This window comes from Comamonas sp. NLF-1-9, from assembly GCF_019195435.1.
Classification (GTDB): domain Bacteria; phylum Pseudomonadota; class Gammaproteobacteria; order Burkholderiales; family Burkholderiaceae_C; genus Comamonas_C.
This window is the reverse complement of record NZ_CP078069.1, coordinates 462,058-487,743: the sequence shown is the minus strand read 5'-3', so window position 1 is coordinate 487,743 and position 25,686 is coordinate 462,058. Positions and strand designations below refer to the sequence as shown.

At 67.3% G+C, this 25,686-nt stretch carries 25 protein-coding genes and 1 CRISPR repeat array (1 of these 26 only partly in view); of the genes, 21 read left to right on the top strand and 4 right to left on the bottom strand.

The window, feature by feature from the left end; genetic code table 11:
* Positions 1-401: direct repeats of the CRISPR family, unit length 36 nt; unit sequence AGTCTAGACGATTGGGAAATGCGCTCTGGCCGGAAC; it reaches 2,408 nt to the left of the window's first position.
* A gap of 211 nt (positions 402-612) precedes the next feature.
* The 7 genes from KUD94_RS02325 to KUD94_RS02295 all read left to right on the top strand — a co-directional run bounded on the left by KUD94_RS02325 (position 613) and on the right by KUD94_RS02295 (position 8,347).
* Positions 613-1,623, top strand: coding sequence for an ABC transporter permease subunit (locus tag KUD94_RS02325; protein ID WP_218238304.1), 1,011 nt, complete (start codon positions 613-615; stop codon positions 1,621-1,623).
* Positions 1,620-2,543 carry an ABC transporter permease subunit gene (locus KUD94_RS02320; protein ID WP_218238303.1) on the top strand — a complete coding sequence of 308 codons (924 nt, stop codon included), beginning with the start codon at positions 1,620-1,622 and terminating at the stop codon, positions 2,541-2,543. The genes KUD94_RS02325 and KUD94_RS02320 overlap by 4 nt, the downstream gene beginning before the upstream one ends.
* 43 nt (positions 2,544-2,586) lie before the next feature.
* The gene (locus KUD94_RS02315) at positions 2,587-3,585 is read left to right on the top strand and encodes an ABC transporter ATP-binding protein (protein ID WP_218238302.1); all 999 of its coding nucleotides are present in this window, start codon (positions 2,587-2,589) and stop codon (positions 3,583-3,585) included.
* Entirely contained in the window at positions 3,582-4,604 is a 1,023-nt protein-coding gene (locus KUD94_RS02310) for a dipeptide ABC transporter ATP-binding protein (protein ID WP_218238301.1), read from the top strand. The genes KUD94_RS02315 and KUD94_RS02310 overlap by 4 nt, the downstream gene beginning before the upstream one ends.
* A gap of 112 nt (positions 4,605-4,716) precedes the next feature.
* Positions 4,717-6,339, top strand: coding sequence for an ABC transporter substrate-binding protein (locus KUD94_RS02305; protein ID WP_218238300.1), 1,623 nt, complete (start codon positions 4,717-4,719; stop codon positions 6,337-6,339).
* Positions 6,340-6,443: 104 nt separating this feature from the next.
* On the top strand, positions 6,444-7,025 hold the full coding sequence (gene purN, locus KUD94_RS02300; protein WP_218238299.1) for a phosphoribosylglycinamide formyltransferase: 582 nt from the start codon (positions 6,444-6,446) through the stop codon (positions 7,023-7,025).
* 50 nt (positions 7,026-7,075) lie between these two features.
* A complete protein-coding gene (locus tag KUD94_RS02295) occupies positions 7,076-8,347 on the top strand; it encodes an RsmB/NOP family class I SAM-dependent RNA methyltransferase (protein WP_218238298.1) in 1,272 nt (423 codons plus the stop codon).
* A 27-nt stretch (positions 8,348-8,374) separates the two neighbouring features.
* Here KUD94_RS02295 and KUD94_RS02290 read toward each other — a convergent pair whose 3' ends face one another.
* Positions 8,375-9,685, bottom strand: coding sequence for a replication-associated recombination protein A (locus KUD94_RS02290; RefSeq protein ID WP_218238297.1), 1,311 nt, complete (start codon positions 9,683-9,685; stop codon positions 8,375-8,377).
* Positions 9,686-9,760: 75 nt separating this feature from the next.
* Between KUD94_RS02290 and KUD94_RS02285 the strand changes: the two genes are divergently transcribed.
* On the top strand, positions 9,761-10,354 hold the full coding sequence (locus KUD94_RS02285; protein ID WP_218238296.1) for a uracil-DNA glycosylase family protein: 594 nt from the start codon (positions 9,761-9,763) through the stop codon (positions 10,352-10,354).
* A gap of 396 nt (positions 10,355-10,750) precedes the next feature.
* Here the strand turns inward: KUD94_RS02285 and KUD94_RS02280 are convergent, their stop codons facing one another.
* Positions 10,751-11,422: an HAD family hydrolase gene (locus KUD94_RS02280; protein WP_218238295.1), complete on the bottom strand. Its 672-nt coding sequence runs from the start codon at positions 11,420-11,422 to the stop codon at positions 10,751-10,753.
* The gene (gene ubiG / locus KUD94_RS02275) at positions 11,419-12,132 is read right to left on the bottom strand and encodes a bifunctional 2-polyprenyl-6-hydroxyphenol methylase/3-demethylubiquinol 3-O-methyltransferase UbiG (RefSeq protein ID WP_218238294.1); all 714 of its coding nucleotides are present in this window, start codon (positions 12,130-12,132) and stop codon (positions 11,419-11,421) included. The genes KUD94_RS02280 and ubiG overlap by 4 nt, the downstream gene beginning before the upstream one ends.
* A 204-nt stretch (positions 12,133-12,336) precedes the next feature.
* Between ubiG and carA the strand changes: the two genes are divergently transcribed.
* The 3 genes from carA to carB are packed head-to-tail and all read left to right on the top strand — an operon-like array spanning position 12,337 to position 17,200.
* Positions 12,337-13,509, top strand: a complete 1,173-nt coding sequence (carA, locus tag KUD94_RS02270) for a glutamine-hydrolyzing carbamoyl-phosphate synthase small subunit (RefSeq protein ID WP_218238293.1) — start codon at positions 12,337-12,339, stop codon at positions 13,507-13,509.
* Positions 13,510-13,531: 22 nt separating this feature from the next.
* Positions 13,532-13,909, top strand: a complete 378-nt coding sequence (locus KUD94_RS02265; protein ID WP_218238292.1) for a hypothetical protein — start codon at positions 13,532-13,534, stop codon at positions 13,907-13,909.
* 12 nt (positions 13,910-13,921) lie between these two features.
* Positions 13,922-17,200: a carbamoyl-phosphate synthase large subunit gene (carB, locus tag KUD94_RS02260; protein WP_218238291.1), complete on the top strand. Its 3,279-nt coding sequence runs from the start codon at positions 13,922-13,924 to the stop codon at positions 17,198-17,200.
* A gap of 61 nt (positions 17,201-17,261) precedes the next feature.
* Here the strand turns inward: carB and KUD94_RS02255 are convergent, their stop codons facing one another.
* Complete coding sequence (locus tag KUD94_RS02255; RefSeq protein WP_218238290.1) at positions 17,262-17,972, bottom strand: carbonic anhydrase family protein; 711 nt, start codon at positions 17,970-17,972, stop codon at positions 17,262-17,264.
* Between the two features lie 129 nt (positions 17,973-18,101).
* Between KUD94_RS02255 and KUD94_RS02250 the strand changes: the two genes are divergently transcribed.
* From KUD94_RS02250 to soxX, 10 genes are all read left to right on the top strand, one after another.
* Positions 18,102-18,608, top strand: a complete 507-nt coding sequence (locus tag KUD94_RS02250; protein WP_218238289.1) for a DUF2165 family protein — start codon at positions 18,102-18,104, stop codon at positions 18,606-18,608.
* 62 nt (positions 18,609-18,670) lie between these two features.
* Entirely contained in the window at positions 18,671-19,645 is a 975-nt protein-coding gene (locus KUD94_RS02245) for an MBL fold metallo-hydrolase (protein ID WP_255568969.1), read from the top strand.
* Entirely contained in the window at positions 19,642-20,145 is a 504-nt protein-coding gene (locus KUD94_RS02240; RefSeq protein ID WP_255568968.1) for a hypothetical protein, read from the top strand. Before KUD94_RS02245 ends, KUD94_RS02240 begins: the two co-directional genes overlap by 4 nt.
* A gap of 9 nt (positions 20,146-20,154) precedes the next feature.
* Entirely contained in the window at positions 20,155-20,538 is a 384-nt protein-coding gene (locus KUD94_RS02235; protein WP_218238288.1) for a hypothetical protein, read from the top strand.
* Between the two features lie 109 nt (positions 20,539-20,647).
* Complete coding sequence (gene soxC / locus KUD94_RS02230; protein ID WP_255568967.1) at positions 20,648-22,033, top strand: sulfite dehydrogenase; 1,386 nt, start codon at positions 20,648-20,650, stop codon at positions 22,031-22,033.
* Entirely contained in the window at positions 22,017-23,090 is a 1,074-nt protein-coding gene (locus KUD94_RS02225; RefSeq protein WP_218238287.1) for a c-type cytochrome, read from the top strand. The genes soxC and KUD94_RS02225 overlap by 17 nt, the downstream gene beginning before the upstream one ends.
* Before the next feature lie 90 nt (positions 23,091-23,180).
* Positions 23,181-23,639 (top strand): thiosulfate oxidation carrier protein SoxY, encoded by a 459-nt coding sequence (soxY, locus tag KUD94_RS02220; RefSeq protein WP_218238286.1) that lies wholly within the window; start codon positions 23,181-23,183, stop codon positions 23,637-23,639.
* Between the two features lie 48 nt (positions 23,640-23,687).
* A complete protein-coding gene (gene soxZ / locus KUD94_RS02215; protein WP_186764633.1) occupies positions 23,688-23,999 on the top strand; it encodes a thiosulfate oxidation carrier complex protein SoxZ in 312 nt (103 codons plus the stop codon).
* Positions 24,000-24,152: 153 nt separating this feature from the next.
* Positions 24,153-24,932 (top strand): sulfur oxidation c-type cytochrome SoxA, encoded by a 780-nt coding sequence (gene soxA, locus KUD94_RS02210; RefSeq protein WP_255569292.1) that lies wholly within the window; start codon positions 24,153-24,155, stop codon positions 24,930-24,932.
* Positions 24,933-24,948: 16 nt separating this feature from the next.
* A complete protein-coding gene (soxX, locus tag KUD94_RS02205) occupies positions 24,949-25,629 on the top strand; it encodes a sulfur oxidation c-type cytochrome SoxX (protein ID WP_218238284.1) in 681 nt (226 codons plus the stop codon).
* Positions 25,630-25,686: the final 57 nt, after the last annotated feature.

The window sequence follows — 25,686 nt, the reverse complement described above, 5'->3', positions numbered from 1 at the left end:
CGGAACCTCGACCGGTGTGGTGTGCACGTCGAGCAAGTCTAGACGATTGGGAAATGCGCTCTGGCCGGAACCCAAGCAAGCGACTTCATCGGGCGCGTGAAAGTCTAGACGATTGGGAAATGCGCTCTGGCCGGAACCGAAGGCGGGGTGACGCGCGCGGCCGTTTTAGTCTAGACGATTGGGAAATGCGCTCTGGCCGGAACCCATTCGCAAGAGAACGTGTATGCGGCTGCAGTCAAGACGATTGGGAAATGCGCTCTGGCCGGAACTTGTGCAATGAGATCGTGGAGCGCGGCCTGAGTCTAGACGATTGGGAAATGCGCTCTGGCCGGAACCGCGCCGCGCGACTGTTCCCAGCCGGGCAGAGTCTAGACGATTGGGAAATGCGCTCTGGCCGGAACGCGCCATCGCCCGCATACCACGCCGGGCGCATTTCCGCGCGCTTGGCCTCAGCGCACCGCCCCCAAGCACAAGCGCTGCCTGAGTGCCATCCGGGATAACCCCGCCGAAAACGCACGAAAACGGCCTGCGGCGTGCGGAACAATCAGAGCTTCACCCCACGGATGCTTTTGCCAGGCGGCCTCCCACGAAGAAGCCGTCCCGGTCTCGAACATGCTTCGTTTTCTGCTCACGCGCCTGAGTCTGGTCGTGCCGACCTTCATCGGCATGACGCTGCTGGCCTTCATCCTGATACGGCTGGTACCGGGCGATCCGATCGAGACCCTGGCCGGAGAGCGCGGCATAGACCCCGAGCGCCACGCGCAGTTGCTCAAGGAATACGGGCTGGACAGGCCGGTGCTGGTGCAGTACGGCATCTACATCGCACGCGTGCTGCAGGGCGACCTGGGCAAGTCCATGATCACCCAGGCGCCGGTGCTCCAGGAGTTCGGGCAGCTCTTTCCGGCCACGGTGGAGCTGGCGCTGTGCGCCATCGTCTTTGCGCTGCTGGTAGGCATACCGGCGGGCATCATTGCGGCGGTCAAGCGCAATTCCTGGCTGGACCACGGCGTCATGGGCGTGTCGCTCACCGGTTACTCCATGCCCATCTTCTGGTGGGGGCTGCTGCTGATCCTGCTGTTTTCGGTGCAGCTTGACCTGACGCCGGTGTCGGGGCGCATCTCGGTGCAGTATTTCATCGAGCCGACCACCGGTTTCTTTCTGATCGACACGCTGCTGGCCGATGAACCCGGCGCCTTTGGCTCGGCACTCGGCCATCTGGTGCTGCCGGCGATCGTGCTCGGCACCGTGCCGCTGGCGGTGATAGCGCGCATGACGCGCTCGGCCATGCTCGAGGTGCTGGGCGAGGACTACATCCGCACCGCCCGCGCCAAGGGCTTGTCCACGGTGCGCGTGGTCGGCGTGCATGCACTGCGCAATGCGCTGATTCCGGTGGTGACCATCATCGGGCTGCAGGTGGGCGTGCTGTTCACCGGCGCCATCCTCACCGAGACGATCTTCTCCTGGCCGGGCGTGGGCAAGTGGCTGATCGAGGCGATCAGCCGGCGCGACTACCCGGTGCTGCAGGGCGGCATCCTGCTGCTGGGCACGGTGGTCATGGCGGTCAATCTGCTGGTGGACATCACCTACGGCATCATCAACCCGCGCGTGCGCCATCAACGATGAAAGCCGGCACTTCCACCCTGGGCGCCAACGCCAACCTGTCGACCGAGCCCGTGGCCGAGCCGCTGAGCCCGGCGCGCGAATTCTGGGCTTATTTCAGCGCCAGCCGCGGCGCGGTGGCGGGCCTGCTGATCGTGCTGGGCGTGCTGCTGCTGGCCGCGTTTGCGCCGTGGATCGCGCCGTATGCGCCCAACCAGACCAACCCGGACGTGTTCCTGATTCCGCCGGCCTGGCAGGAAGGCGGCAGCTGGGCGCACATCCTGGGTACGGACGCGATCGGGCGCGACATTCTCTCGCGCCTGATCCATGGCTCGCGCCTGTCGCTGGCCATAGGCCTGGCGGTGGTGGCGCTGTCGGTGCTGGTGGGCACGGTGCTCGGGCTGCTGGCGGGGTATTTTCGCGGCGTCTTCGAGATCGCGGTGATGCGCCTGATGGACATCATCCTGACCCTGCCCAGCCTGCTGCTGGCGATCGTGGTCGTGGCCATCCTCGGGCCCGGGCTGGTGAACGCGATGCTGGCGGTGGCCATCACGGTGCTGCCGCACTATGTGCGCATCACGCGCGCGGCGGTGATCGCCGAGACCTCGCGCGACTACGTCACCGCCGCGCGCATGGGCGGGGCGGGGCATGCACGCCTGATGTTTCGCGAGGTGCTGCCCAATTGCGCCGCGCCGCTGATCGTGCAGGCCTCGCTGGGCATTTCCTCGGCCATTCTGGACGCGGCGGCCCTGGGCTTTCTCGGCCTGGGCGCGCAGCCGCCCGCGCCCGAATGGGGCACCATGCTGGCCGATGCGCGCGAGTTCGTCATGCGCGCCTGGTGGGTGGTGACCTTCCCGGGCGTGGCCATCCTGGTCACGGTGCTGGCCTTCAACCTGCTGGGCGACGGCCTGCGCGACGCGCTCGACCCCAAGCTCAAACGCTAGGCGCCCCCCGGCACAAACGCTCAAGGCAAGGCGCGCAAGATCCATGGCATTGTTGGAAATCGAAAACCTCTCGGTGCAGTTTCCCTCGCATCAGGGCAGCATGCACGCGGTGGACGGCGTGAGCCTGCATGTGGACGCGGGCGAGGTGCTGGGCATCGTCGGCGAATCGGGCTCGGGCAAGAGCGTCACCATGATGGCGTTGATGGGCCTGGTCGCCTACCCCGGGCGCGTGAGGGCCGATCGCCTGGTGTTCGACGGGCACGACCTGCTCAAGCTCTCCGAGCATGAGCGCCGGCGCCTCACCGGCAAGCATTTGTCGATGATCTTTCAGGACGCGACCACCAGCCTCAACCCCTGCTTTACCGTCGGCTACCAACTGGCCGAAACCCTGAAGCTGCACCTGGGGCTGGACCGCGCGGGGGCGCGCCGGCGCTCGATCGAGCTGCTGGAACAAGTGGGCATTCCCGCGCCGGAGCGGCGGCTGGCGGCCTACCCGCACCAGCTCTCGGGCGGCATGAGCCAGCGCGTGATGATTGCCATGGCGATTGCCTGCAACCCCAAGCTCCTGATTGCCGACGAACCCACCACGGCGCTGGACGTGACCATCCAGGCGCAGATCCTGGACTTGCTGCGCGAGCTGCAGCGCAGCAGCCGCATGGCGCTGGTGCTGATCACCCACGACATGGGCGTGGTGCGCGAAATGGCGCAGCGCGTGGCCGTCATGTACGCCGGCCAGGTGATGGAAGAGCAGAGCGCCGAGCGCCTGTTCGACGACCCGCGCCACCCCTATACCGAAGCGCTGATGGCGGCGCTGCCCGAGCGCAACCTCGGGCGCACGCGCCTGGCCACCATCCCCGGCATGGTGCCGGGCCTGAACGACCGCCCCGGCGGCTGCCTGTTCGCACCGCGCTGCCGCTACGCCCAGCCCGAATGCCAGAGCCGCCCGCTGCTGCGCCCGCTGGAGGGCGGCGCGGTGCGCTGCCATTTCGAGCTGACCGAGCTGCACGCGCGCTTTCCCGCCATGGCCGAGGACCTGGCATGAACGCGCCCGCCAGCCTGCCCCGGCGCGCCGACAGCGGCGCGGTGATCGAAGCGCACCAGCTGCAGCGCATCTACCAGATTCCCCAGGGCCTGCTGCGCCCGCCGGCGCGCCTGCATGCGGTGAGCGACGTGTCTTTTTCCATCCAGCCGGGCAAGACGCTGGCGGTAGTGGGCGAGTCGGGCTGCGGCAAGTCCACGCTGGCGCGCATGGTCACGCTGATCGAGCCGCCCACTGCGGGCACGCTGCGGCTGGGCGGCATGGACGCGGTGCACGCCAGTCCCGAAGAGCGGCGCCGGCTGCGCCAGATGGTGCAACTGGTGTTCCAGAACCCCTATGGCTCGCTGAACCCGCGCAAACGCATAGGCCAGATCCTGGAGGCGCCGCTGCAGATCAACACCCGCCTGAGCGCGGCGGAGCGCCGTGACGCGGCGCGCGCCATGCTCGCGCGCGTCGGCCTGCGCCCCGAGCACTACGACCGCTACCCGCACATGTTCTCCGGCGGGCAGCGCCAGCGCATCGCGATCGCCCGCGCGCTGATGCTGCAGCCGCGCCTGGTCGTGGCCGACGAGCCGGTGTCGGCGCTGGACGTCTCCATCCAGGCCCAGGTGCTGAACCTGCTGGCGGACCTGCAGCGCGAGCTGGGCCTGGCTTACCTGTTCATCTCGCACGACCTGGGCGTGGTGCGCCACATCGCCGACGAGGTGCTGGTGATGTACCTGGGCCACGTGGTCGAGCACGGCAGCAAGGAGGCCATCTTCGAGCGCCCGCGCCACCCCTATACCCAAGCCTTGCTCGCGGCCACGCCGGGGCTTGCGGGCGGCGGGCGCCGGCGCATCGTGCTCAAGGGCGAGCTGCCTTCGCCGCTGAACCCGCCCGCGGGCTGCGTGTTTTCCACACGCTGCGCCTGGGCCACCGAGCGCTGCCGCACCGAGCGCCCGCCGCAACAGAGTTTCGACGCGCGCCAGGTCGCGTGTTTCGAAGCACAGAACATCGCCGCTGCGACCAAGGATGAACCCTGATATCGAGCGCCGACCGCATCCGCTAGGATGCTCCGCCGGGCCAGCAGTCCACAAGCTGCTGCCCGTTCCTTCATGGGCGTGATCCGCCCCTTCTTTATCTGGAGACCTCTGCATGACCTTTCGTCCCCTGCCCCCTGCACGGCGCTCGCGCACGGCACTGCTGTGCGCCCTGGCCCTGCCGGCTTTGATGGCTCTGACGCCGGCCTCCGCCAAGACCCTGGTGTACTGCTCTGAAGGCAGTCCCGAGAACTTCGCGCCCAGCCTGAACACCACCGGCACCTCGTTCGACGTCATCGCCGCGGTCTACGACCCCATCGTGCAGTTCGAGCGCGGCGGCACCAAGGTCGTGCCGGCCCTGGCCGAGAAATGGGACATCTCCGAGGACGGCCTGGTCTACACCTTCCACCTGCGCAAGGGCGTGAAGTGGCACGCCAGCAAGAGCTACAAGCCCACGCGCGACTTCAACGCCGACGACGTCCTGTTCTCCATCGAGCGCCAGTGGAAGGAGGACAACCCCTACTTCAAGGTGACCAGCTCCAACCACTCCTACTTCAACGACATGGGCATGCCCAAGCTGCTCAAGTCCGTCGAGAAGGTGGACGACTACACCGTGCGCTTCACGCTGAATGCGCCCGAGGCGCCCTTCCTGGCCAATCTGGCGATGCAGTACGCCACCATCCAGTCCAAGGAATACGCCGACGCGATGCTCAAGGCCGGCACGCCAGAGAAGATCGACCAGGAGCCGATAGGCACCGGCGCCTTCCAGCTGCAGCAGTACCAGAAGGACGCGATCATCCGCTTCAAGGCCTTCGACCAGTACTGGGCCGGCAAGTCCAAGCTGGACAACCTGGTCTTCTCCATCACGCCCGACGCCTCGGTGCGCTGGGCCAAGCTGCAAAAGGGCGAATGCCACGTCATGCCCTACCCCAACCCGGCCGATCTGGACGCGATGCGCAAGGACGCCAACGTCACCGTCATGGAGCAACCCGGCCTGAACATCGGCTACCTGGCCTACAACACCCAGAAGAAGCCGTTTGACGACGTGCGCGTGCGCAAGGCCTTCAACATGGCGATGAACAAGAAGGCCATCGTGGACGCGGTCTACCTGTCTACCGGCGTGCCGGCGACCAACCCGATTCCGCCGACCCAGTGGTCTTACAACAACGCCATCAAGGACGATCCCTACGACCCCGAAGCCGCCAAGAAGCTGCTGGCCGAAGCAGGCTTTGCCAGCGGCATGGAAACCGACATCTGGGCCATGCCGGTGCAGCGCCCCTACAACCCCAACGCCAAGCGCATCGCCGAGCTGATGCAGGCCGACCTGGCCAAGATCGGCGTGAAGGCCGAGATCAAGAGCTACGAGTGGGGCGAATACCGCAAGCGCATGCAAAACGGCGAGCACCAGACCGGCATGCTGGGCTGGACTGGCGACAACGGCGATCCGGACAACTTCCTGGCCAATCTGCTGGGCTGCGATTCGGCCAAGAGCAATGGCTCCAACGTCGCCAAGTTCTGCAACCCCGAGTTCGAAGCGCTGATCCAGAAAGCCAAGAAGACCACCGACGTGGCCGAGCGCACCAAGCTCTACGAGCAGGCGCAGGTCATCTTCAAGGAGCAGGCGCCCTGGTTCACCATCGCCCACGCGGTGCAGCTCAAGCCGGTGCGCAAGGAAGTGGTGGACTTCAAGCTCAGCCCCTTCGGCCGCCACGACTTCTACGGCGTGAGCATGAAGTAAACCCCATGCCTGCCTGAAGCCGCAGCCCGCCCCATGGCGGGCTGTTTTTTTGCGCGGCGCGGCGCGCCGGCCAGCGGGCATGCGCCGGGGATAATCGGGCGCGCATGCACAACATCGTCATCCTCATCTCCGGCACCGGCTCCAACATGGCCGCCATCGTGCAGGCTGCCGAGCGCGAGCGCTGGCACGAGCACCCCGGCGCGCGCGTGGCGGCGGTGATCAGCAACCGCGCCGACGCCAAGGGCCTGGCCTTCGCGCGCCAGCGCGGCATCGCCACCGCGGTGCTCGAACACGGCGGCTTTGCCACGCGCGAGGCCTTCGACGCCGAGCTCGCCACGCTGATCGACAGCCACTCCCCGGCGCTGGTGGTGCTGGCCGGCTTCATGCGCATCCTGAGCGCCAGCTTCGTCGCGCGCTACGCCGGACGGCTGCTGAACATCCACCCCTCACTGCTGCCGGCCTTCACCGGGCTGCACACCCACCAGCGCGCCATCGACGCCGGCTGCCGCTTTGCCGGCTGCACCGTGCACCAGGTGACCGCCGAGCTGGACGTAGGCCCCATCGTCGAGCAGGCAATGGTGCCCATTCTTGCGGGCGACGACGCGGCCACCCTGGCCGCGCGCGTGCTCAGCCAGGAACACCTGATCTATCCGCGCGCCATCCTGCGCGTGCTATCACAAAACTAGCTGTCAGCGCTTGCCTGGCAAGCGCAAACCCCGTATTTGACTGATATCTGATGCACCCCAAAGTCTTGCTCGATGCCTGCGCCGAGCTGCTGCGCGAGGTCTTGCGCTTCGAGCACCCGGCCGACGCCGTGGTCTCGCGCAGCCTGCGCGCGCAGCGCCAGTTCGGCCCGCGCGAGCGCGCCACGCTGGCCGAAACCACCTACGCCGTGCTGCGGCGCAAGCTGCTCTTCGAGCGCCTGGCGCGCAGCGGCTCGGGCGCGCGCGAGCGGCGCCTGGCCATCCTCGGCTTTGCCGGCGCGCGCGGCTTTCTGGACGGCGCGCTCTCGCCGCAGGAAAAGGCCTGGCTGCGCGACTGCGACGCGGTGGCGCCGCAAGAGCTGTTCGAGCCCGAGCGCCACAACCTGCCCGCCTGGCTGGCCGAGCGCCTCAAGGCCCAGCTGGGCGCGGACTTCTGGCCGCTGGCCGAGAGCCTCTTGCAGCCCGCACCGCTCGATCTGCGCGTCAACACCTTGAAGGCAAAGCGGGCGCAAACGCAGGCCCAGCTTGCGCAAGCAGCTATCGAATCGGAAGAAACTCCCTACTCCCCCTGGGGCCTGCGCGTGCAGGGCAAGCCGGCCATCAACCGGCTGGAGCTGTTCACCAGCGGCGCCATCGAGGTGCAGGACGAAGGCTCGCAGCTGCTCGCCCTGCTGCTGGACGCCAAGCGCGGCGAGATGGTCACCGACTTTTGCGCCGGCGCCGGCGGCAAGACCCTGGCCATAGGCGCGAGCATGCGCAGCACCGGGCGCCTGTACGCGCTGGACGTGTCGGCGCACCGGCTCGATGCGCTCAAGCCGCGGCTGGCGCGCTCCGGCCTGTCCAACGTGCATCCCGCGGCCATCGCCCATGAGCGCGACGAACGCATCAAGCGCCTGGCCGGCAAGATGGACCGCGTGCTGGTGGACGCGCCCTGCTCTGGCCTGGGCACGCTGCGGCGCAACCCCGACCTGAAATGGCGCCAATCCCCCGACAGCGTGCAGGAACTCACGCTCAAGCAGCAGGCCATTCTTGAAAGCGCCGCGCGGCTGGTGAAACCCGGCGGGCGGCTGGTCTACGCCACCTGCAGCCTGCTGGCCGAAGAGAACGAGGCGATTGCCGAGGCTTTTGGCGCCCGCCAGCGCGACTTTGCGCCGCTGCCCGCCGGCCAAGTGCTGGCGGACCTGAAGCTGCAGCAGGCCGCGAGCCTGTGCGCCGGCGGCGAAGACGGCCAGCGCTACCTGCGCCTGTGGCCGCACCGCCATCAAACCGACGGCTTCTTCGCCGCCGTGTGGCAGCGGCGCTGAGCGCCGTTCGCGCGCCGGGCCAGCGCGTTACTGCGCGGGATCGGTCTTGCCCGCCGCCGCATTGCGCGCGCGCAGCTCTCTGAGCTTTTCGCCAATCTTCAGCTCCAGCCCGCGCGCCACCGGCTCGTAGAAACCGGGCGGCGCCATGCCCTCGGGCAGGTAAGTCTCGCCCGCGGCAAAGCCGTCCTCTTCATCGTGCGCGTAGCGGTAGCCCTTGCCGTAGTCGAGCTGCTTCATCAGCCGGGTCGGGGCGTTCCTCAGGTGCAGCGGCACGGGCCGCGTGCCGTCCTTGTCGACAAAGGCACGCGCCCGCTTGTAGGCCACGTAGCCCGCGTTGCTCTTGGGCGCCACCGCCAGGTAGAGCACCGCCTGGGCCAGCGCCAGCTCGCCCTCGGGGCTGCCAAGGCGCTCGTAGGTCTGCGCGGCCTCATTGGTGATCTGCATCGCGCGCGGATCGGCCAGGCCAATGTCTTCCCAGGCCATGCGCACGATGCGCCGCGCCAGGTAGCGCGGGTCGGCGCCGCCATCGAGCATGCGCACCAGCCAGTACAGCGCCGCGTCGGGGTCGGAGCCGCGCACCGATTTGTGCAGCGCGCTGATGGTGTCGTAGAACTGCTCGCCGCCCTTGTCGTAGCGGCGCATCTGCTGGCCCAGCACCTGCACCAGCCAGGCCTCGGTGATGCGCTCCACCCTCGCTTGCGCGGCCGTGACGGCCAGTTGCTCCAGCGTGTTCAGCAGACGCCGGGCGTCGCCGTCGGCATAGGCCACGAGGCGCTCGACTGCATCGTTTTCGATAGCTGGAAGCGCTTGCTGCGCCTGCGCGCGGACCACAATTTCCTTCAAATCCTCGGGGGTGAGCGGCTGCAGCACATACACCGTGGCGCGCGAAAGCAGCGCGCCATTGACCTCGAACGAGGGGTTCTCCGTCGTCGCCCCGACAAAGGTGAACAGGCCGCTTTCCACATGCGGCAAAAACGCATCCTGCTGGCTCTTGTTGAAGCGATGCACCTCGTCGACGAAGACGATGGTGCGCTGGTGCATCAGGCCGTCCAGCGCCGCCTGGGCGCGCTCCACCGCCTCGCGGATGTCCTTCACGCCGCCCAGCACCGCGCTGATGCTGATGAACTGCGCATCAAAAGCCTGCGCCATCAGCCGCGCAATCGTGGTCTTGCCCGTGCCCGGCGGCCCCCAGAGGATGCAGGAATGCGGCTGGCCCGACTCGAAGGCCAGGCGCAGCGGCTTGCCCGGGCCGAGCACCTGCTGCTGGCCCACGACCTCGTCGAGAGAGCGCGGACGCAGGCGCTCCGCGAGCGGCGCGTGGGGGCTTGCCGGGGTCATGATTGCTTGGGTGGACAGTGGTGCCAAGGGCGATGGTAGCGGCCCGCCCGCGCCGGCGCGCCGGACAATGCGCGCATGGCTTCCCAAAGATCGCTCAACGCGCTGCTGCGCGAGATCCGCGCCTGCACCGTCTGCGCGCCCTTTCTGCCGCTGGGCCCACGCCCCGTGCTGCAGGCCGGCCGCGGCGCGCGCATCCTGCTGGCCAGCCAGGCCCCGGGCATCAAGGTGCATGCAAGCGGCATCCCGTTTGACGACGCGAGCGGGCGGCGCCTGCGCCAGTGGTTGGGCATCAGCGAGGCGGACTTCTACGACCCGGCCAAGGTCGCGATCGTGCCCATCGGCTTTTGCTACCCCGGCCGCGCGGCCCACGGCTCGGGCGACGCGCCGCCCCGCCCGGAATGCGCGCCGCTGTGGCGCCGGCGCCTGCTCGACCAATTGCCGCAGATCGAACTCACCGTGCTGATCGGCCAGTACGCGCTGGCCTGGCACCTGCCCGAGGCGCGCCGCCTCGGCGTGACCCAGGCGGTGCAGCAATGGCAGCGCTGGTGGCCGCACACCCTGGTGCTGCCGCACCCGAGCGGGCGCAACAACGGCTGGCTCAAGCACAACCCCTGGTTCGAGGCCGAGCTGCTGCCCACGCTGAGGCAGCGGGTGGCGCAGCTGCTATGAAAATGGCTGCTGGATTTTGAGGAAAATTCGACTCCATCCCTTGTCTGGCTTGCGCTTTCAGCTCTGGTTTTTGCTCCCTCTCCCTCTGGGAGAGGGCTGGGGTGAGGGCCGGCTGCGCTTCCACTGCATCGCTTCTCGCTGATTGCAAGGGGCGTTGGCATTTTCGGCGCCGCTGGCCCCCACCCCTGCCCTCCCCCAGAGGGGGAGGGAGGAGCCGCGCGGGTTTTGCTCCCTCTCCCTTTGGGAGAGGGTTGGGGTGAGGGCCGGCTGCGCTTCCTTTGCGTGGGCTCTCGCCGGCTGCAAGCGGCGTTGCAATTTTCGGCGCCCCTTGCCCCCACCCCTGCCCTCCCCCAGAGGGGGAGGGAGCAAATCAGGCACCCACTCGCGTACAGGCTCTCAAGCCAGCAAATCCAGGCACTGCATCGGCCGCTCGATCACCGCCTGCGCGCCCCACTGGAGCGCCTGCGCGCCCGGCCCCAGGTAGCCGTAGAGCGCGGCCACGGTGCGCATGCCAGCGGCATGGCCGGCCACCACGTCGCGCTCGTCGTCGCCGACGTAGATGCATTCCGCCGGGCTCAGGCCCAGGCGCCGGCAGGCTTCGAGCAGCGAGGCCGGATGCGGCTTGAGGTGCGCCGTGGTGTCGCCGCTCACCAGGCAACTGCTGCTGGCAAACAATGGCATGCGCGCGGCGATGAGGCGGGTGAAGCGCTCGTGCTTGTTGGTCACCACGCCCCAGCGCAGGCCGCGCGCGCGCAGCGCGTCCACCAGCGGCTGCACGCCGTCGAACACCTCGGTGCTGTCGTGGATGCAGGCCTCGTAGCGGTCCAGGAATTCGTCGCGCAGCGCGGCAAATTCGGGCTGCTCAGGCGTCACGCCGAAGGCCACGCCCAGGATGCCGCGCGCGCCCATGCCGGCGGCCGCGCGGTAGCTGGCCACGCCCAGCGGCGCCAGGCCACGGGCCAGGCGCATCTGCTCGGCTGCGGCGCCCAGGTCGGGGGCGCTGTCGATCAGCGTGCCGTCCAGATCGAACAGCACCGCGCGCACGCCCGCAAACACGGCGCCGCTCATGCCGCCGGCCGCTGGGTGGCAAACAGGTAGTTCACGCTGGTGTCGGCATCGAGCCAGTAGCGCCGCGTGAGCGGGTTGTATTGCATGCCGCGCGTGTGGCGCAGATCCAGGCCCGCAGCGCGGCAGGCGGCAGCCAGCTCGGCCGGCGTGATGAACTTGTTCCATTCGTGCGTGCCGCGCGGCAAGAGCTTGAGCACGTACTCCGCGCCAATGATGGCAAAGGCAAAAGACTTGGGGTTGCGGTTGATGGTGGAGAAGAACACCCAGCCGCCAGGGCGCACCAGGCGCGCGCAGGCGGCGACGACCGAGGCCGGATTGGGCACGTGCTCGAGCATCTCCATGCAGGTGACGACGTCGAAGGCCGCCGGGCTTTCCTGCGCCAGAGCTTCAGCGCTGATTTCGCGGTAGCTCACATTGGCCGCCCCCGCCTCCAGCGCATGCAGCCGGGCCACGCGCAGCGGCTTGCTGGCCAGGTCGATGCCGGTGACCTCGGCGGCGCTTTGCGCCATGGCCTCGGCCAGAATGCCGCCGCCGCAGCCTACGTCCAGCACCTGTTTGCCGGCCAGCGTGGCAATGCCGTCTATCCAGGCCAGGCGCAGCGGGTTGATCTGGTGCAGCGGGCGAAACTCGCCTTCGGCGTCCCACCAGCGGTGGGCCAGTTCGGAAAATTTCTCAAGTTCTGCCGGGTCGGCATTCAGGGGCGTGGTCATGGGCGGGATTGTCGCCGCTTCACGCGCTGGGCGGGTGTTTTGCGCCGGCGCGCACACGGGCGCGGCGCTGGCATTAAAATGGGCGGCTTTTTCCAATAAAACAGTCGCCCGGCAGCATCCAAAGCAAGCTCAACCAAACGTGCTCAGGGTGTCTGTTTCATTCCGAGCGCGACCGGGCGACCCGAACTTTTTTCGGAGAACCCCTTGCTTTCGTCTCTCAAGCACACCTTCCCGCCCGCCATCCTGGCGTTGGCCGACGGAACGGTCTTCCAGGGCAACTCGATCGGTGCCAGCGGCTGCACCAGCGGTGAAGTGGTGTTCAACACCGCGATGACCGGCTATCAGGAAATCCTGACCGACCCGAGCTACTGCCGCCAGATCGTCACGCTGACCTATCCGCATATCGGCAACTACGGCACCAACGAGGAAGACAACGAATCCGCCCGGGTGCATGCCGCGGGCCTGGTGGTCAAGGACTTGCCGCTGCTGGCGAGCAACTGGCGCATGCAGCAGACCCTGCCCGCCTACCTGCGCCAGCGCAACACCGTGGCGATTGCCAACATCGACACCCGGCGCCTGACGCGACGCCTGCGCGAACAGGGCGCGCAAAACGGCGCCATTCTTGCGCTGGCCGAGGGCGAAACCCTCACGCCAGAGCACATCGAAAGCGCGCTCGCCGCCGCCCGCGCGGTGCCCGACATGAGCGGTATGGATCTGGCCAAGGTGGTCAGCACGCGCGAGAGCTACGAATGGAGCGAAACCAAATGGCAGCCGGGCAAGGGCTATGGGAGCCTTGCCGAGCCGCGCTTTCGCGTGGTGGCCTACGACTTTGGCATCAAGCGCAACATCCTGCGCCTGCTCGCCGAGCGCGGCTGCAGCGTGACCGTGGTGCCGGCCCAGACCCCGGCGGCCCAGGTGCTGGCGATGCAGCCCGACGGCATCTTCCTGTCCAACGGCCCTGGCGACCCCGCCGCCTGCGACTACGCGGTGACCGCGGTCAAAGAGATCATGGCGAGCAACATCCCCGTCTTCGGCATCTGCCTGGGGCACCAGATCATGGCGCTGGCCAGCGGCGCGCGCACCTTCAAGATGACGCACGGCCACCACGGCGCCAACCACCCGGTCAAGGACCTGGAGAGCGGGCGCGTGGCCATCACCAGCCAGAACCACGGCTTTGCGGTGGACATGAAGGACTTGCCCGAGAGCCTGAACGCCACCCACGTGAGCCTGTTCGACGGCACGCTGCAAGGGATGCAGTGCCGGGGCAAGCCGATGTTCAGCTTCCAGGGCCACCCCGAAGCCTCGCCCGGTCTGCACGACGTGGACTACCTGTTCGACCGCTTTGCCAGCCTGATGCAGGCGGCGCAGGCGCAGTGAAGCCGCGCGGCGCGCAACCCGCATGAAACTCTTCAGCTTTCCCCAGGCCATGCTGGAAAAGGCCATCGCCCGGCGCCTGCTCACGCTCGAGCCGCCCCAGCGCGCCTGGTTCACCGAGCGCTGGCAGCAAAAGCCCTACAAGAAGGCTTTCATCGAGCGCAAGGCCATGCCGCTGGTCACGCTGGTGGCCAAGGGCAAGACCTGGGACGAGGCCACCTTCGACGAGACGCTGCAGGCCTGGGACGTTCAATTCCACGAAGCCGAAGCCGCCGTGTTGCGCCCCCTCGTCGAGGGCGACGGCCTGCTGCAACTGATGCAAAAGAACCTGCCGCCCGAGCGCGCCAGCAAGCTCCTTGAGCGCCTGGCCCAGCGCCCCGCCGGCGCACCACGAAATTCCTAGAACCAGAGCACCATGCCCAAACGTACAGACCTCAAGACCATTCTCATCATCGGCGCCGGCCCCATCATCATCGGCCAGGCCTGCGAGTTCGACTACTCCGGCGTGCAGGCCTGCAAGGCGCTGCGCGAGGAGGGCTACCGCGTGGTGCTGATCAACAGCAACCCCGCCACCATCATGACCGACCCGGCGACGGCCGACGTCACCTACATCGAGCCCATCACCTGGCAGACGGTAGAAAAAATCATCGCCAAGGAGCGCCCCGACGCCATCCTGCCCACCATGGGCGGGCAGACCGCGCTGAACTGCGCGCTCGACCTGTGGCGCAACGGCGTGCTCAACAAATACCGCGTCGAACTCATCGGCGCGCGCCCCGAGGCCATCGACAAGGCCGAAGACCGGCTCAAGTTCAAGGACGCGATGACGCGCATCGGCCTGGAATCAGCGCGCTCGGGCATCGCCCACAGCATGGACGACGCCTGGGCCGTGCAGCGCAAGGTCGGCTTTCCGGCGGTGATTCGCCCGAGCTTCACGCTCGGCGGCACGGGCGGGGGCATTGCCTACAACCCCGAGGAGTTCGAGACCATCTGCAAGCGCGGCCTGGAAGCCTCGCCCACGCACGAGCTGCTGATCGAAGAGTCGCTGCTCGGCTGGAAGGAGTTCGAGATGGAAGTGGTGCGCGACCATGCGGACAACTGCATCATCGTCTGCTCGATCGAAAACCTCGACCCCATGGGCGTGCACACCGGCGACTCGATCACCGTCGCTCCCGCGCAGACGCTCACCGACAAGGAATACCAGGTGATGCGCGACGCGAGCATCGCCATCCTGCGCGAGATCGGCGTCGATACCGGCGGCTCGAACGTGCAGTTCGCGGTCGACCCCAAGACCGGGCGCCAGATCGTGATCGAGATGAATCCGCGCGTCAGCCGCTCTTCGGCGCTGGCCTCCAAGGCCACGGGTTTTCCGATCGCCAAGGTCGCGGCCAAGCTCGCGGTCGGCTACACGCTCGATGAACTCAGGAACGACATCACGGGCGGCATCACGCCCGCCTCCTTCGAGCCCTCGATCGACTACGTGGTCACCAAGGTGCCGCGCTTTGCCTTCGAGAAATTCCCCGCGGCCGACAGCCATCTGACCACGCAAATGAAGAGCGTGGGCGAGGTCATGGCGATAGGGCGCACCTTCCAGGAGTCCTTCCAGAAGGCGCTGCGCGGGCTGGAAGTGGGTGTCGATGGCATGAACGAGAAGACGCAGGACCGCGAGCTGCTCGAAAAAGAACTCGGCGCGCCCGGCCCCGAGCGCATCTGGTACGTGGGCGACGCCTTTGCCATGGGCTTGTCGCTTGCCGAGGTGCACCAGCTCACCAAGATCGATCCGTGGTTTCTCGCGCAGATCGAGCAGATCGTCAAGATCGAGCTCGACCTGGACAAACACACCGAGCAGCACGGCGAGCAGGCGGTCAGCAAGCTATCAAAAGAAGAGCTGCTGGCGCTCAAGAGCAAAGGCTTTTCCGACAGAAGGCTTGCAAAACTGCTGAAGACCAGCGAAAAGGCGGTGCGCGCTGCGCGCCACGCGCAAGGCGTGCGCCCGGTGTACAAGCGCGTCGATACCTGCGCCGGCGAATTTCCCACCAGCACCGCCTACATGTATTCAAGCTACGACGAAGAATGCGAGGCCGAGCCGACGAACAAGAAGAAGATCATGGTGCTGGGCGGCGGCCCCAACCGCATCGGCCAGGGCATAGAGTTCGACTACTGCTGCGTGCACGCGGCCCTCGCCATGCGCGAGGACGGCTACGAGACCATCATGGTCAACTGCAACCCCGAGACGGTGTCCACCGACTACGACACGTCGGACCGCCTGTACTTCGAGCCGCTCACGCTCGAAGACGTGCTCGAGATCGTGGACAAGGAAAAGCCCACGGGCGTGATCGTGCAGTACGGCGGGCAGACCCCGCTCAAGCTCGCGCTGGCGCTGGCCGCCGAGGGTGTGCCCATCATCGGCACCAGCCCGGACATGATCGACGCGGCCGAAGACCGCGAGCGCTTTCAGCACCTGCTGCAAAAGCTCGGCCTGCGCCAGCCGCCCAACGCCACCGCGCGCACCGAGGACGAAGCCCTCACCAAGGCCGCCGACCTCGGCTACCCGCTCGTCGTGCGCCCGAGCTACGTGCTGGGCGGGCGCGCGATGGAGATCGTGCACGAGCAGGCAAGTCTTGAGCGCTACATGCGCGAGGCGGTGAAGGTGAGCAACGATTCGCCCGTGCTGCTCGACCGCTTCCTGTCGGACGCGATCGAATGCGACGTCGATGCGGTGCGCGACAGCGATGGCAAGGTCTACATCGGCGGCGTGATGGAGCACATCGAGCAGGCCGGCGTGCATTCGGGCGACTCGGCCTGTTCACTGCCGCCCTACTACCTCAAGGCCGCGACCGTGGCCGAACTCAAGCGCCAGACCGCCGCCATGGCCGAAGGCCTTCAAGTCGTCGGCCTGATGAACGTGCAGTTCGCCATCCAGGAACAGGCGCAGGAGGACGGCAGCACCAGGGACGTGATCTACGTGCTGGAAGTCAACCCCCGCGCCAGCCGCACCGTGCCCTTCGTGAGCAAGGCCACGGGCGTGCAACTGGCCAAGGTGGCCGCGCGCTGCATGGTCGGCGACACGCTGGCCACGCAGGGCATCCATGAGGAGCCCAAACTGCCCTACTTCTGCGTGAAAGAGGCGGTCTTCCCCTTCGTCAAGTTCCCCGGCGTGGACACCATCCTCGGCCCCGAGATGAAATCCACCGGCGAGGTGATGGGCGTGGGCAAGACCTTTGGCGAGGCCTACATCAAGGCCGAGATCGGCGCGGGCGAGCGCCTGCCGCACCCGCCCAAGGAGGGCGAGAGCGTGGGCAAGGTCTTCCTCACGGTGAAGAACCACGACAAGCCGCAAGCCGTCGAGATCGCGCGCAGCTTGGCCGCGATGGGCTTCAGCCTGATCGCCACGCGCGGCACGGCCGCGGCCATCACCCAGGCGGGCATCGCCTGCGAGACGGTGAACAAGGTCACCGAAGGGCGCCCGCACGTGGTGGACATGATCAAGAACGGCGAGATCAGCCTGGTCATCAACACCGTGGAAGAGCGGCGCAACGCGATTGCCGACAGCCGCGCGATCCGCACCAGCGCGCTGGCCAATCGCGTGCCGACGATCACCACCATCTTCGGCGCCGAGGCCGCGGTGGAAGGCATCAAGAGCATGCGCCAGCTCGGCGTGATCTCGGTGCAGGAGATGCACGCGCAACTGGCCTGATCCGCCGCCCGCCAGCGACAAGAATGCCGCCCTCCGGGGCGGCATTTTTCTTTGCGGCGCCTCAGGCCAGCCAGCGCACCTTGCCCGTTGCCACGTCGTGCATGGCGCCGGCAATCTTGAGCTCGCCCGCAGCCACGCGTGCGGCCAGCACCTTGGAGCCCAACAGGCGCGCCATCGCGTCGTGCACATTGCGTTCGGCCACGCGCTGCACCAGCGCCGCGTCCTTGGAGCTGGGCACGCCCTCGTACTTGAGCGCGGTCAGCGCCGGGCGAATCTGCGCCAGCAGCCCGGTCAAATGACCCAGTTTGGCGTCGTCTACCGCGCCCTTGACCGCGCCGCATTCGGTATGCCCGAGCACCACGATGGCCCGCGCGCCGGCAAGCTGGGTGGCAAATTCCAGGCTGCCCAGGATGTCGTCGTTGACGATGTTGCCCGCCACGCGCGCGGCAAAGATGTCGCCGATGCGCTGGTCAAACACCAGCTCGGGCGGCACGCGGCTGTCGATGCAGCCAACCACTGCGGCAAACGGCGCCTGCCCGCCCGCTGTCTGGCGTACCTGCTGCATCAGGTCGCAATGCACACTCTTGCCCGCGACAAAGCGCGCATTGCCTTCCTGCAGCCGCTGCAGCGCGGCAGCGGGCGTAATCTGTGCCTGGCTCTCGCGCGTGAACACCGCGCAGCTGCCATCGGCCAGCGCCCGTGTGGCAAGGCCGGCGGCGGACAATGCGGCAAGGCCTTGCAGCAGGTGGCGGCGGTGCCTGTTGATCGGCATGGGGTCTCCTTGGAGGGTGTGGACATGCGCGGGGCATGCAAGCGCGCAACCCTAACGGCCTTGTGGTCTTGTCGCAATAGGGGCTTGCCAGGCCCGGCTGCCGCAGCAGGCCGCCCTATCATGGCCGCCATGCTGATGACACGCTCGGCCAAGGTGCTCATGAGCGCCACGCTGGCGCTGTTTGCCGCGCTGGTGGCCCTCAACAACCTCACCGACTACGGCGCCAACTTCGCCTTCGTGCGCCACGTGCTGGCCATGGACACCATCTTCCCCGGCAGCAGCGCCCGCTGGCGCGCGATCGACACGCCGCTCTTGTGGCACGCCGCCTATCTCCTGATCATCGCGCTGGAGCTGCTCACCGCCGCGCTGCTCGCGCGTGGCGCCTGGGCGATGTGGCGCGCGCGGCATGCCAGTGCGCGCGAATTCACGCGCGCGCGCCAGTGGGCGATCGCCGGTTGCCTGGCCGGCTTCGTGCTGTGGTTTGGCGGCTTCATGGTGGTCGGCGGCGAATGGTTTCTGATGTGGCAGTCGCACGAATGGAACGGCCAGTCCTCGGCCTTTCGCTTTTGCATCACGCTGCTGGCCTTGGCCATCTTCCTGAACCAGCCCGAGTCCGAACCCGACGCCGGCGCCTGAGCGGCCCTGCTGCAAGCCGCACCGAAGCCGTACACAATGTGACGAACCAACGGTGGTGGCCCATGCATGACCTGACCAGATTCCGTGATCCCCTGAACCGCCGCGGGCTGCTGCGCCTGGGCCTGCTGGCCAGCGCGGGCCTGGCGCTGCCGGCGCTCGCGGCCCTGCCCGAGATGCAGGCGCAGGAAGCCGCCAGCGGCTGCTGGTACGTACAAGGCCTGTCGGAGATGGGCTCGGGCGAGAACCAGAACTTCATCTCCAACGCTGGCTTCATCGTCACCAGCACCAGCGTGGTGGTGGTCGACGCGCTGGGCTCGCCCGCGCTGGCCGAGCGGCTGGTGGCGCAGATCCGCAAGCTCACGCCCAAGCCGATCTCGCACGTGGTCCTGACCCACTACCACGCGGACCACATCTACGGCCTGCAGGTGTTCAAGGCGCTGGGCGCGCGCATCGTCGCGCAGCAGCAGGGGCGCGAATACCTGTTTTCGGACACCGCGCGGCTGCGCCTGCAGGCCTCGCGCACCGAGCTTGCACCCTGGATCAACGAAGACACCCGCCTGGTGGCGGCGGACCAGTGGATAGACGCCCCGACCAGCCTGAGCGTGGGCGACACCAAGATCGAGATCATCCCCGTCGGCCCGGCGCACACGCCCGACGACCTGGTGGTGTGGCTGCCGGCGCGCAAGGTGCTGTATTCGGGCGACCTGGTGTTTCGCGGGCGCATCCCCTACGTGGGCGAGGCCGACAGCGGGCACTGGATCAAGGCGCTCGACGAGCTGCTCAAGCTCGGCGCGCAGGTCGTCATCCCGGGCCACGGCGCGATCTCGCACGATGCGCGCAAGGACATGCAGTTCACGCGCGACTACCTCGCTTACCTGCGCAAAGCCATGGGCCAGGCGGCCGAGGACATGACGCCGTTTGACGAGGCCTACCAGGCGACCGACTGGAGCCAGTATGAGCACATGCCGCTGTTTGGCGCGGCCAACCGCATGAACGCCTACAACACCTACATCCTGATGGAGCGCGAAGCCCAATGAACGCGTGCGTCCTGCGCTGCACTTCTGCCGGGCGCCGGCGCGTGCTGGCAGGGCTGGTTTGCCTCGGCGCAGCGCCCTGGTGGGGCGCAGTGCAGGCGCAAGGCGCGCGGCGACAGTTGCCGCTCGCCGCCAATCTGCCGCGCGAGATCGAGGCGGCGCTCGCGCACGGCCAGCCACTGGTGGTCATGGTCAGCCTGCACGGCTGCCCCTTTTGCGAGGTGGTGCGCAACAACTACCTCGCACCCATGCACGAGCGCGAAGGCCTGGCGGTGGTGCAGGTCAACATGCGCGACGCGCAGGCGCTGCGCGACGCCCAGGGGCAGGAGAGCAACCACGATGCCCAGGTGCGCGCCTGGGGCGTGAGCGTGGCACCCACGCTGCTGTTTCTGGGCCAGGGCGGTCAAGAGCTGGCGCCGCGCCTGGCGGGTGGGGACAACGATTTCTACTCCGCCCTGCTGGAGCGCCGGCTGGAGACGGCACGTGCCGCCATTTCAAGGTAAAAAACGGCCATGACGCAGATGTACCAAGCGCTTACAGCTAGCAATTTAGTAGTATTCAATACGCTTTTGAAAGCGCTCAGGCTGGCCGCCCTGCTCGCAGCCGCGCTGCTGCTGGCCGCTCCCGCCCTGGCGCAGACGCCCGAGGCCTTCAAGGCCGCCAACCCGCACGAGGGCGAGGCCCTGGTGAAAGAGCGCCAGTGCGATGCCTGCCACGCCCAGAAATGGGGCAACGACGGCCGGGACATCTACCGCCCCGGCAAGCTCATCCACGACGTGGCGCAACTGCGCAAGCAGGTGGGCCAATGCAACACCGGGCTGAACCTGAACCTCTTCCCCGAAGAAGAAACCGATATTGCCGCCTGGCTCAACCAGTCCTACTACCACTTCAAATAGGGCGCAAGCGCCGCGATCAAGTGCGAGACAGATCCAAGGGTTAGCCCCAAGCAGGACGGCGTTGAACCATGTTTAAATAAGCCGGTACGAATATCTTGCAAGCAGCCCCATGACAGATATCGAGCTCCAACCGGCACCCGCCAGCATGACCCGGGGCAGCGTGCGCAAGGCACCGGAAAACTTCCTCACGCAGGCGGACATCCGCGCCATCCAGACCGGCGGCGCAGGCGCCGGGCGGCGCGGCTTCCTGCGCGACGTCTTTGCCGCTGCGCTGGCCGGCGGCGCGGCCACGCAGGCACTGGCGCAGCCTGCCGCAGCCACGGGCGAGGGCGACCCGGCCATCCTCAAGCTGCCGCGCCACAGCACCAGCCTGGGCCAGCCGGTGGCTGCGCACCCCTACGGCCAGCCGTCGCAGTACGAGGGCAACGTGCAGCGCCGCCAGAGCCCGGGCCTGACGCAAACCAACCAGGCATCGGTGTCGTTTGCGCCCATCCAGTCGCTGTTTGGCATCGTCACGCCCAATGGCCTGCATTTCGAGCGCCATCACCAGGGCTGGTGGGACATCGACCCGCAGCAACACCGCTTCATGGTCAACGGCCTGGTCAAGAGCCCCAAGGTCTTCACCATGGACGAGCTCATGCGCCTGCCTGCGGTCTCGCGCTTTCACTTCATCGAATGCGGCGCCAACACTGGCATGAACTGGGGCAACGTCGCCGTGCCCACGGCGCAATACACCCACGGCATGCTCTCGTGCTGCGAATACACCGGCGTGCCGCTCATCACCCTGCTGGAGATGGCTGGCGCCGACCTGAAAAAAGGCAAATTCATCCTGGCCGAGGGCGCAGACGGCTCCAGCATGACGCGCACCATTCCGATCGAGCTCGTCAAGAGCGGCGAGGTGCTCGTCGCCTGGGGCCAAAACGGCGAGATGCTGCGCCCGGAAAACGGCTACCCGCTGCGCCTGGTCGTGCCCGGCATGCAGGGCGTGAGCTGGGTCAAGTACCTGCGCCGCGTGGAACTGGGCGACCAGCCCTGGGCGACCAAGGACGAGGCGGTGCACTACATCGACCTCATGCCCGACGGCCAGCACCGCCAATACACCAGCATCCAGGAATGCAAGAGCGTGATCAGCACGCCCTCGGGCGGGCAGGTGCTGCTCGCCACGGGCTTTTACAACATCACGGGTCTGGCCTGGTCGGGGCGCGGCAAGATCAAGCGGGTGGACGTGTCGGTCGATGGCGGGCGCAACTGGCGCAGCGCGCGGCTTGAAGCGCCGGTGCTCGACAAATGCCTCACGCGCTTCAATATCGACTGGGTCTGGGACGGCAAGCCCGCCATCGTGCAAAGCCGCGCGATGGACGAAACCGGCTACGTGCAGCCCAGCTACAAGCAATTGCGCGCGGTGCGCGGCTCGCGCTCGATCTACCACAACAACGCCATCCAGTCCTGGCTGGTGCAAGAAAACGGCGAGGTAAAAAATGTCCAGCTTGCGTGACGCCCTCGCCGCCGGCCTGCTGGCGGCCGCGCTCGCCCTGCCCGCCTGGGCCCAGGGCAAGTTCCCGAACATCGGGCGCGACGCCACGCCCGCCGAAGTGGCCGCCTGGGACATCGACGTGCGCCCCGACTTGCAGGGCCTGCCTGCGGGCAGCGGCTCGGTCGACGACGGGCAAGACCTGTGGGAAGCGCGCTGCGCCACCTGCCACGGCATCTTTGGCGAATCCAACGCGGTGTTCAACCCGCTGGTCGGCGGCACCTCGGCGGACGACATCAAGAGCGGGCACGTGGCCAACCTGCAGCGCCCGGACTACCCCGGGCGCACCACCTTCATGAAGCTGCCCACGGTCTCCACGCTCTGGGACTACATCCGCCGCGCCATGCCTTGGGACAACCCCAAGTCACTCTCGACCAACGAGGTCTATGCGGCCACCGCCTATCTGCTGCACCTGGCCGACATCGTGCCCGCGGACTTCGTGCTCTCGGACAAGAACATGGCCGAGGTGCAGCAAAAGCTGCCCAACCGCAAGGGCATGACCACGCAGCACGCCTTGTGGCCGGGCAACGAGTTCGGCGCCGGCAAGCTCAAGCCCGACACCCAGGCCAGCGCCTGCATGAAGGACTGCGGCGGCGCGCCCACCATCAGCTCCGAGCTGCCCGCGCATGCGCGCAACGTCTGGGGCAATCTGCGCGAACAAAACCGCACCGTCGGCCCGCAGCGCGGCGCCGACACCACCCGGCCCGAAGGCAAGCTGGGCGACGCGGCCGGCCCGGTCAAGGTAGTCGGCCCGGCGGGCGAGGACAGCCCGCACGCCCGCGCCATCGCACTCACCCAGCAACTGGGCTGCACCGGCTGCCACAACATGCAGGGCAAGCTGGTCGGGCCGTCGTTTGCCGACATCGCGCAGAAGTACGCGGGCAAGACCGACTACCTGCAAAGCAAGATCCGCGCGGGCGGCTCGGGCGTCTGGGGCGACACGCCCATGCCGCCCCAGGACGCGCCCGCCGCCGACATCAAGCTGATCGCCGAGTGGCTGGCTGCAGGCGGCGGCAAGTAGGCGCAGAATGCGGCGCTCGGCGTTTATTTATATAGAACCAGATCTTTTAACAGGCCTATTAATATCCGATTCTTTGAAGGAGATGACACGATGCAAACCCGCAGGCAAACCCTGAAGCAGAGCGCGGCCGTCGCGGCGCTGGCCGCCGGCTCCGGCCTTCTGCCGCAGAGCGCGCTGGCCTTCAACAAGGCGGCCTTTGAAGTCAATGGCGTGAACGGCGCGCTCAAGGCCCTGGGCGTGAGTGGCGACCCCGTGGCCAGCGGCGACGTCACCCTGACCGCGCCAGACATCGCGGAAAACGGCGCCGTCGTACCCTTCGCGCTGTCTACCAAGCTGCCCGACGTCAAGCAACTCGTGCTGCTGGTCGAGAAAAACCCCTTCGCGCTGGCCGCCGTGTTTGACGTCACGCCCGAGGTGGAAGCCAACTTCGCCACGCGCAGCAAGATGGGCGAGACCTCCGACGTCTATGCGGTGGCCATCACCAAGGACAACAAGGCCTACTTCGCCAAGAAGGAAGTCAAGGTCACCCTTGGCGGCTGCGGCGGCTGATGGGCTAGCCCGACCACGTAATCAAGCTATCGATCAAGGAGCATAGACATGGGTGACCCGATGCGGATTCGCGCGCAGGCCAAGGACGGCAACGTCCTGGTGCGCATACTGATGGCCCACGAGATGGAGTCCGGCCAGCGCAAGGACTCCTCCGGCAACAAGATTCCCGCCTGGTGGATCCAGGAGGTGACGGCCAAGCTCAACGACAAGCAGGTCTTCTCCTGCGAATGGGGCCCGGCCATTTCCAAGAACCCCTTCCTGCAGTTCACCGTCAAGGGCGGCAAGGCCGGCGACAAGATCAGCATCACCTGGAAGGACAGCAAGGGCGACACGCGCACCGACGAGGCCACGGTCTCCTGATAGCCCTGCGCCCTCCTGCCGGCGCCGCCGCGCTGCAGCTTCGCCGCCCTGACCGCCAGGGCCTGCGCCTTGAAGGGGCCCGCGGCCCCTCACCATTCAAAGAAAAGCAATGAGAGACAAGCCATGAAACTCGCCAAACTGACCGTGCTTGCGATGGCAGTGGGCTGGACCTGCGCCGCCACGCTGGCGCACGCCCAGAAGACCACCACCCAGGCCATAGACGAATACCGTGAAATGCTGCAGGACGGCAACCCCGCCGAACTGTATGAAATGAAGGGCGAAGAGCTCTGGAAGAAGGCCCGCGGCCCCAAGAACGCCTCGCTGCAGCAATGCGACCTGGGCCTGGGCGCGGGCGTGACCAAGGGCGTGTTCGTGCAACTGCCGCGCTACTTTGCCGACACCAACCAGGTGCAGGATCTGGAGTCGCGCCTGGTCACCTGCATGAGCACGCTGCAAGGCATAGACCCCAAGGAAGTCGTCAACGGTCAATGGGGCAAGGGCGAGCGCGCCAACGTCACCGCGCTGGCCACCTGGGTAGCAGCGCAGTCCAAGGGCATGAAGTTCAACCTGCCCCAGAGCCACCCGCAAGAGCGCGTGGCCTATGAGCTGGGCAAGCGCGCCTTCTTTCAGCGCGGCGGCTCGCACGACTTTGCCTGCGCCACCTGCCACGGCGAAGACGACAAGCGCATCCGCCTGCAAGACCTGCCCAAGCTGACCGGCAACCCGGGCGACGGCGTGGGTTTTGCCGCTTGGCCGGCCTACCGCGTCTCCAACGGCCAGATGTGGACCATGCAGCACCGCCTGAACGACTGCTACCGCCAGCAGCGCTTTCCTGAACCCGGCTACGCCAGCCCCATCACCGTGGCGCTGGGCGTGTACATGGGCGTGAACGCCAAGGGCGCCGCTTCGGCCGTGCCCGCCATCAAGCGCTGAACCGGAGACCACCCACATGAAGCCAAGCCAAGCCCTCATCACCGCGGCCAGCGTCCTGGCGCTTGCCACTCTCGCCGGCTGCGCCGGCAGCAACGGCGCCGCCAGCAGCACGCCCAGCGCCGCCGAGCTGGACGCCATGGCCCAGCAAATGGTGCAGCAGAGCTTTCACGACAAGGGCATCGTCAAGGTCAGCCAAGCGCTGGCAACCGACGCCACGCTCAAGGCCTGCAACCAGGCCGACGTCAGCGGCACGCCGCTGGATGCGGCCACCATGCGCGCGCTGGAAGCAGAAAACTTCAAGACCATCCAGTGGCCGGCCGACGGCAAATACCTGGGCGACTGGAAGTCCGGCGAGAAGATCGCCCAGAGCGGGCGCGGGCGCACCTGGACGGACAAGGCCGACGCCGCCAACGGCGGCAACTGCTACAACTGCCACCAGATCACCAAGGAAGAAATCTCCTACGGCACCATAGGCCCCAGCCTCTACCACTACGCCCAGGCCAAGGGCGTGAGCGACCCAAGCAGCCCGCAAGCGCAGGAAATGGTCAGGTACACCTGGGGCAAGATCTGGAACAGCAAGGCCTACAACGCCTGCTCCAACATGCCGCGCGCCGGGCACAAGGGCATCCTCACGCAAAAGCAGGTGGCCGACATCGTGGCGCTGCTGCTCGACCCCAAGTCTCCCGTGAACCGATAAGCAGGCCTTGCGCCGCAAGCGGCCCTGGCCGCGATGGATGGGGGTGAAGCACCACCC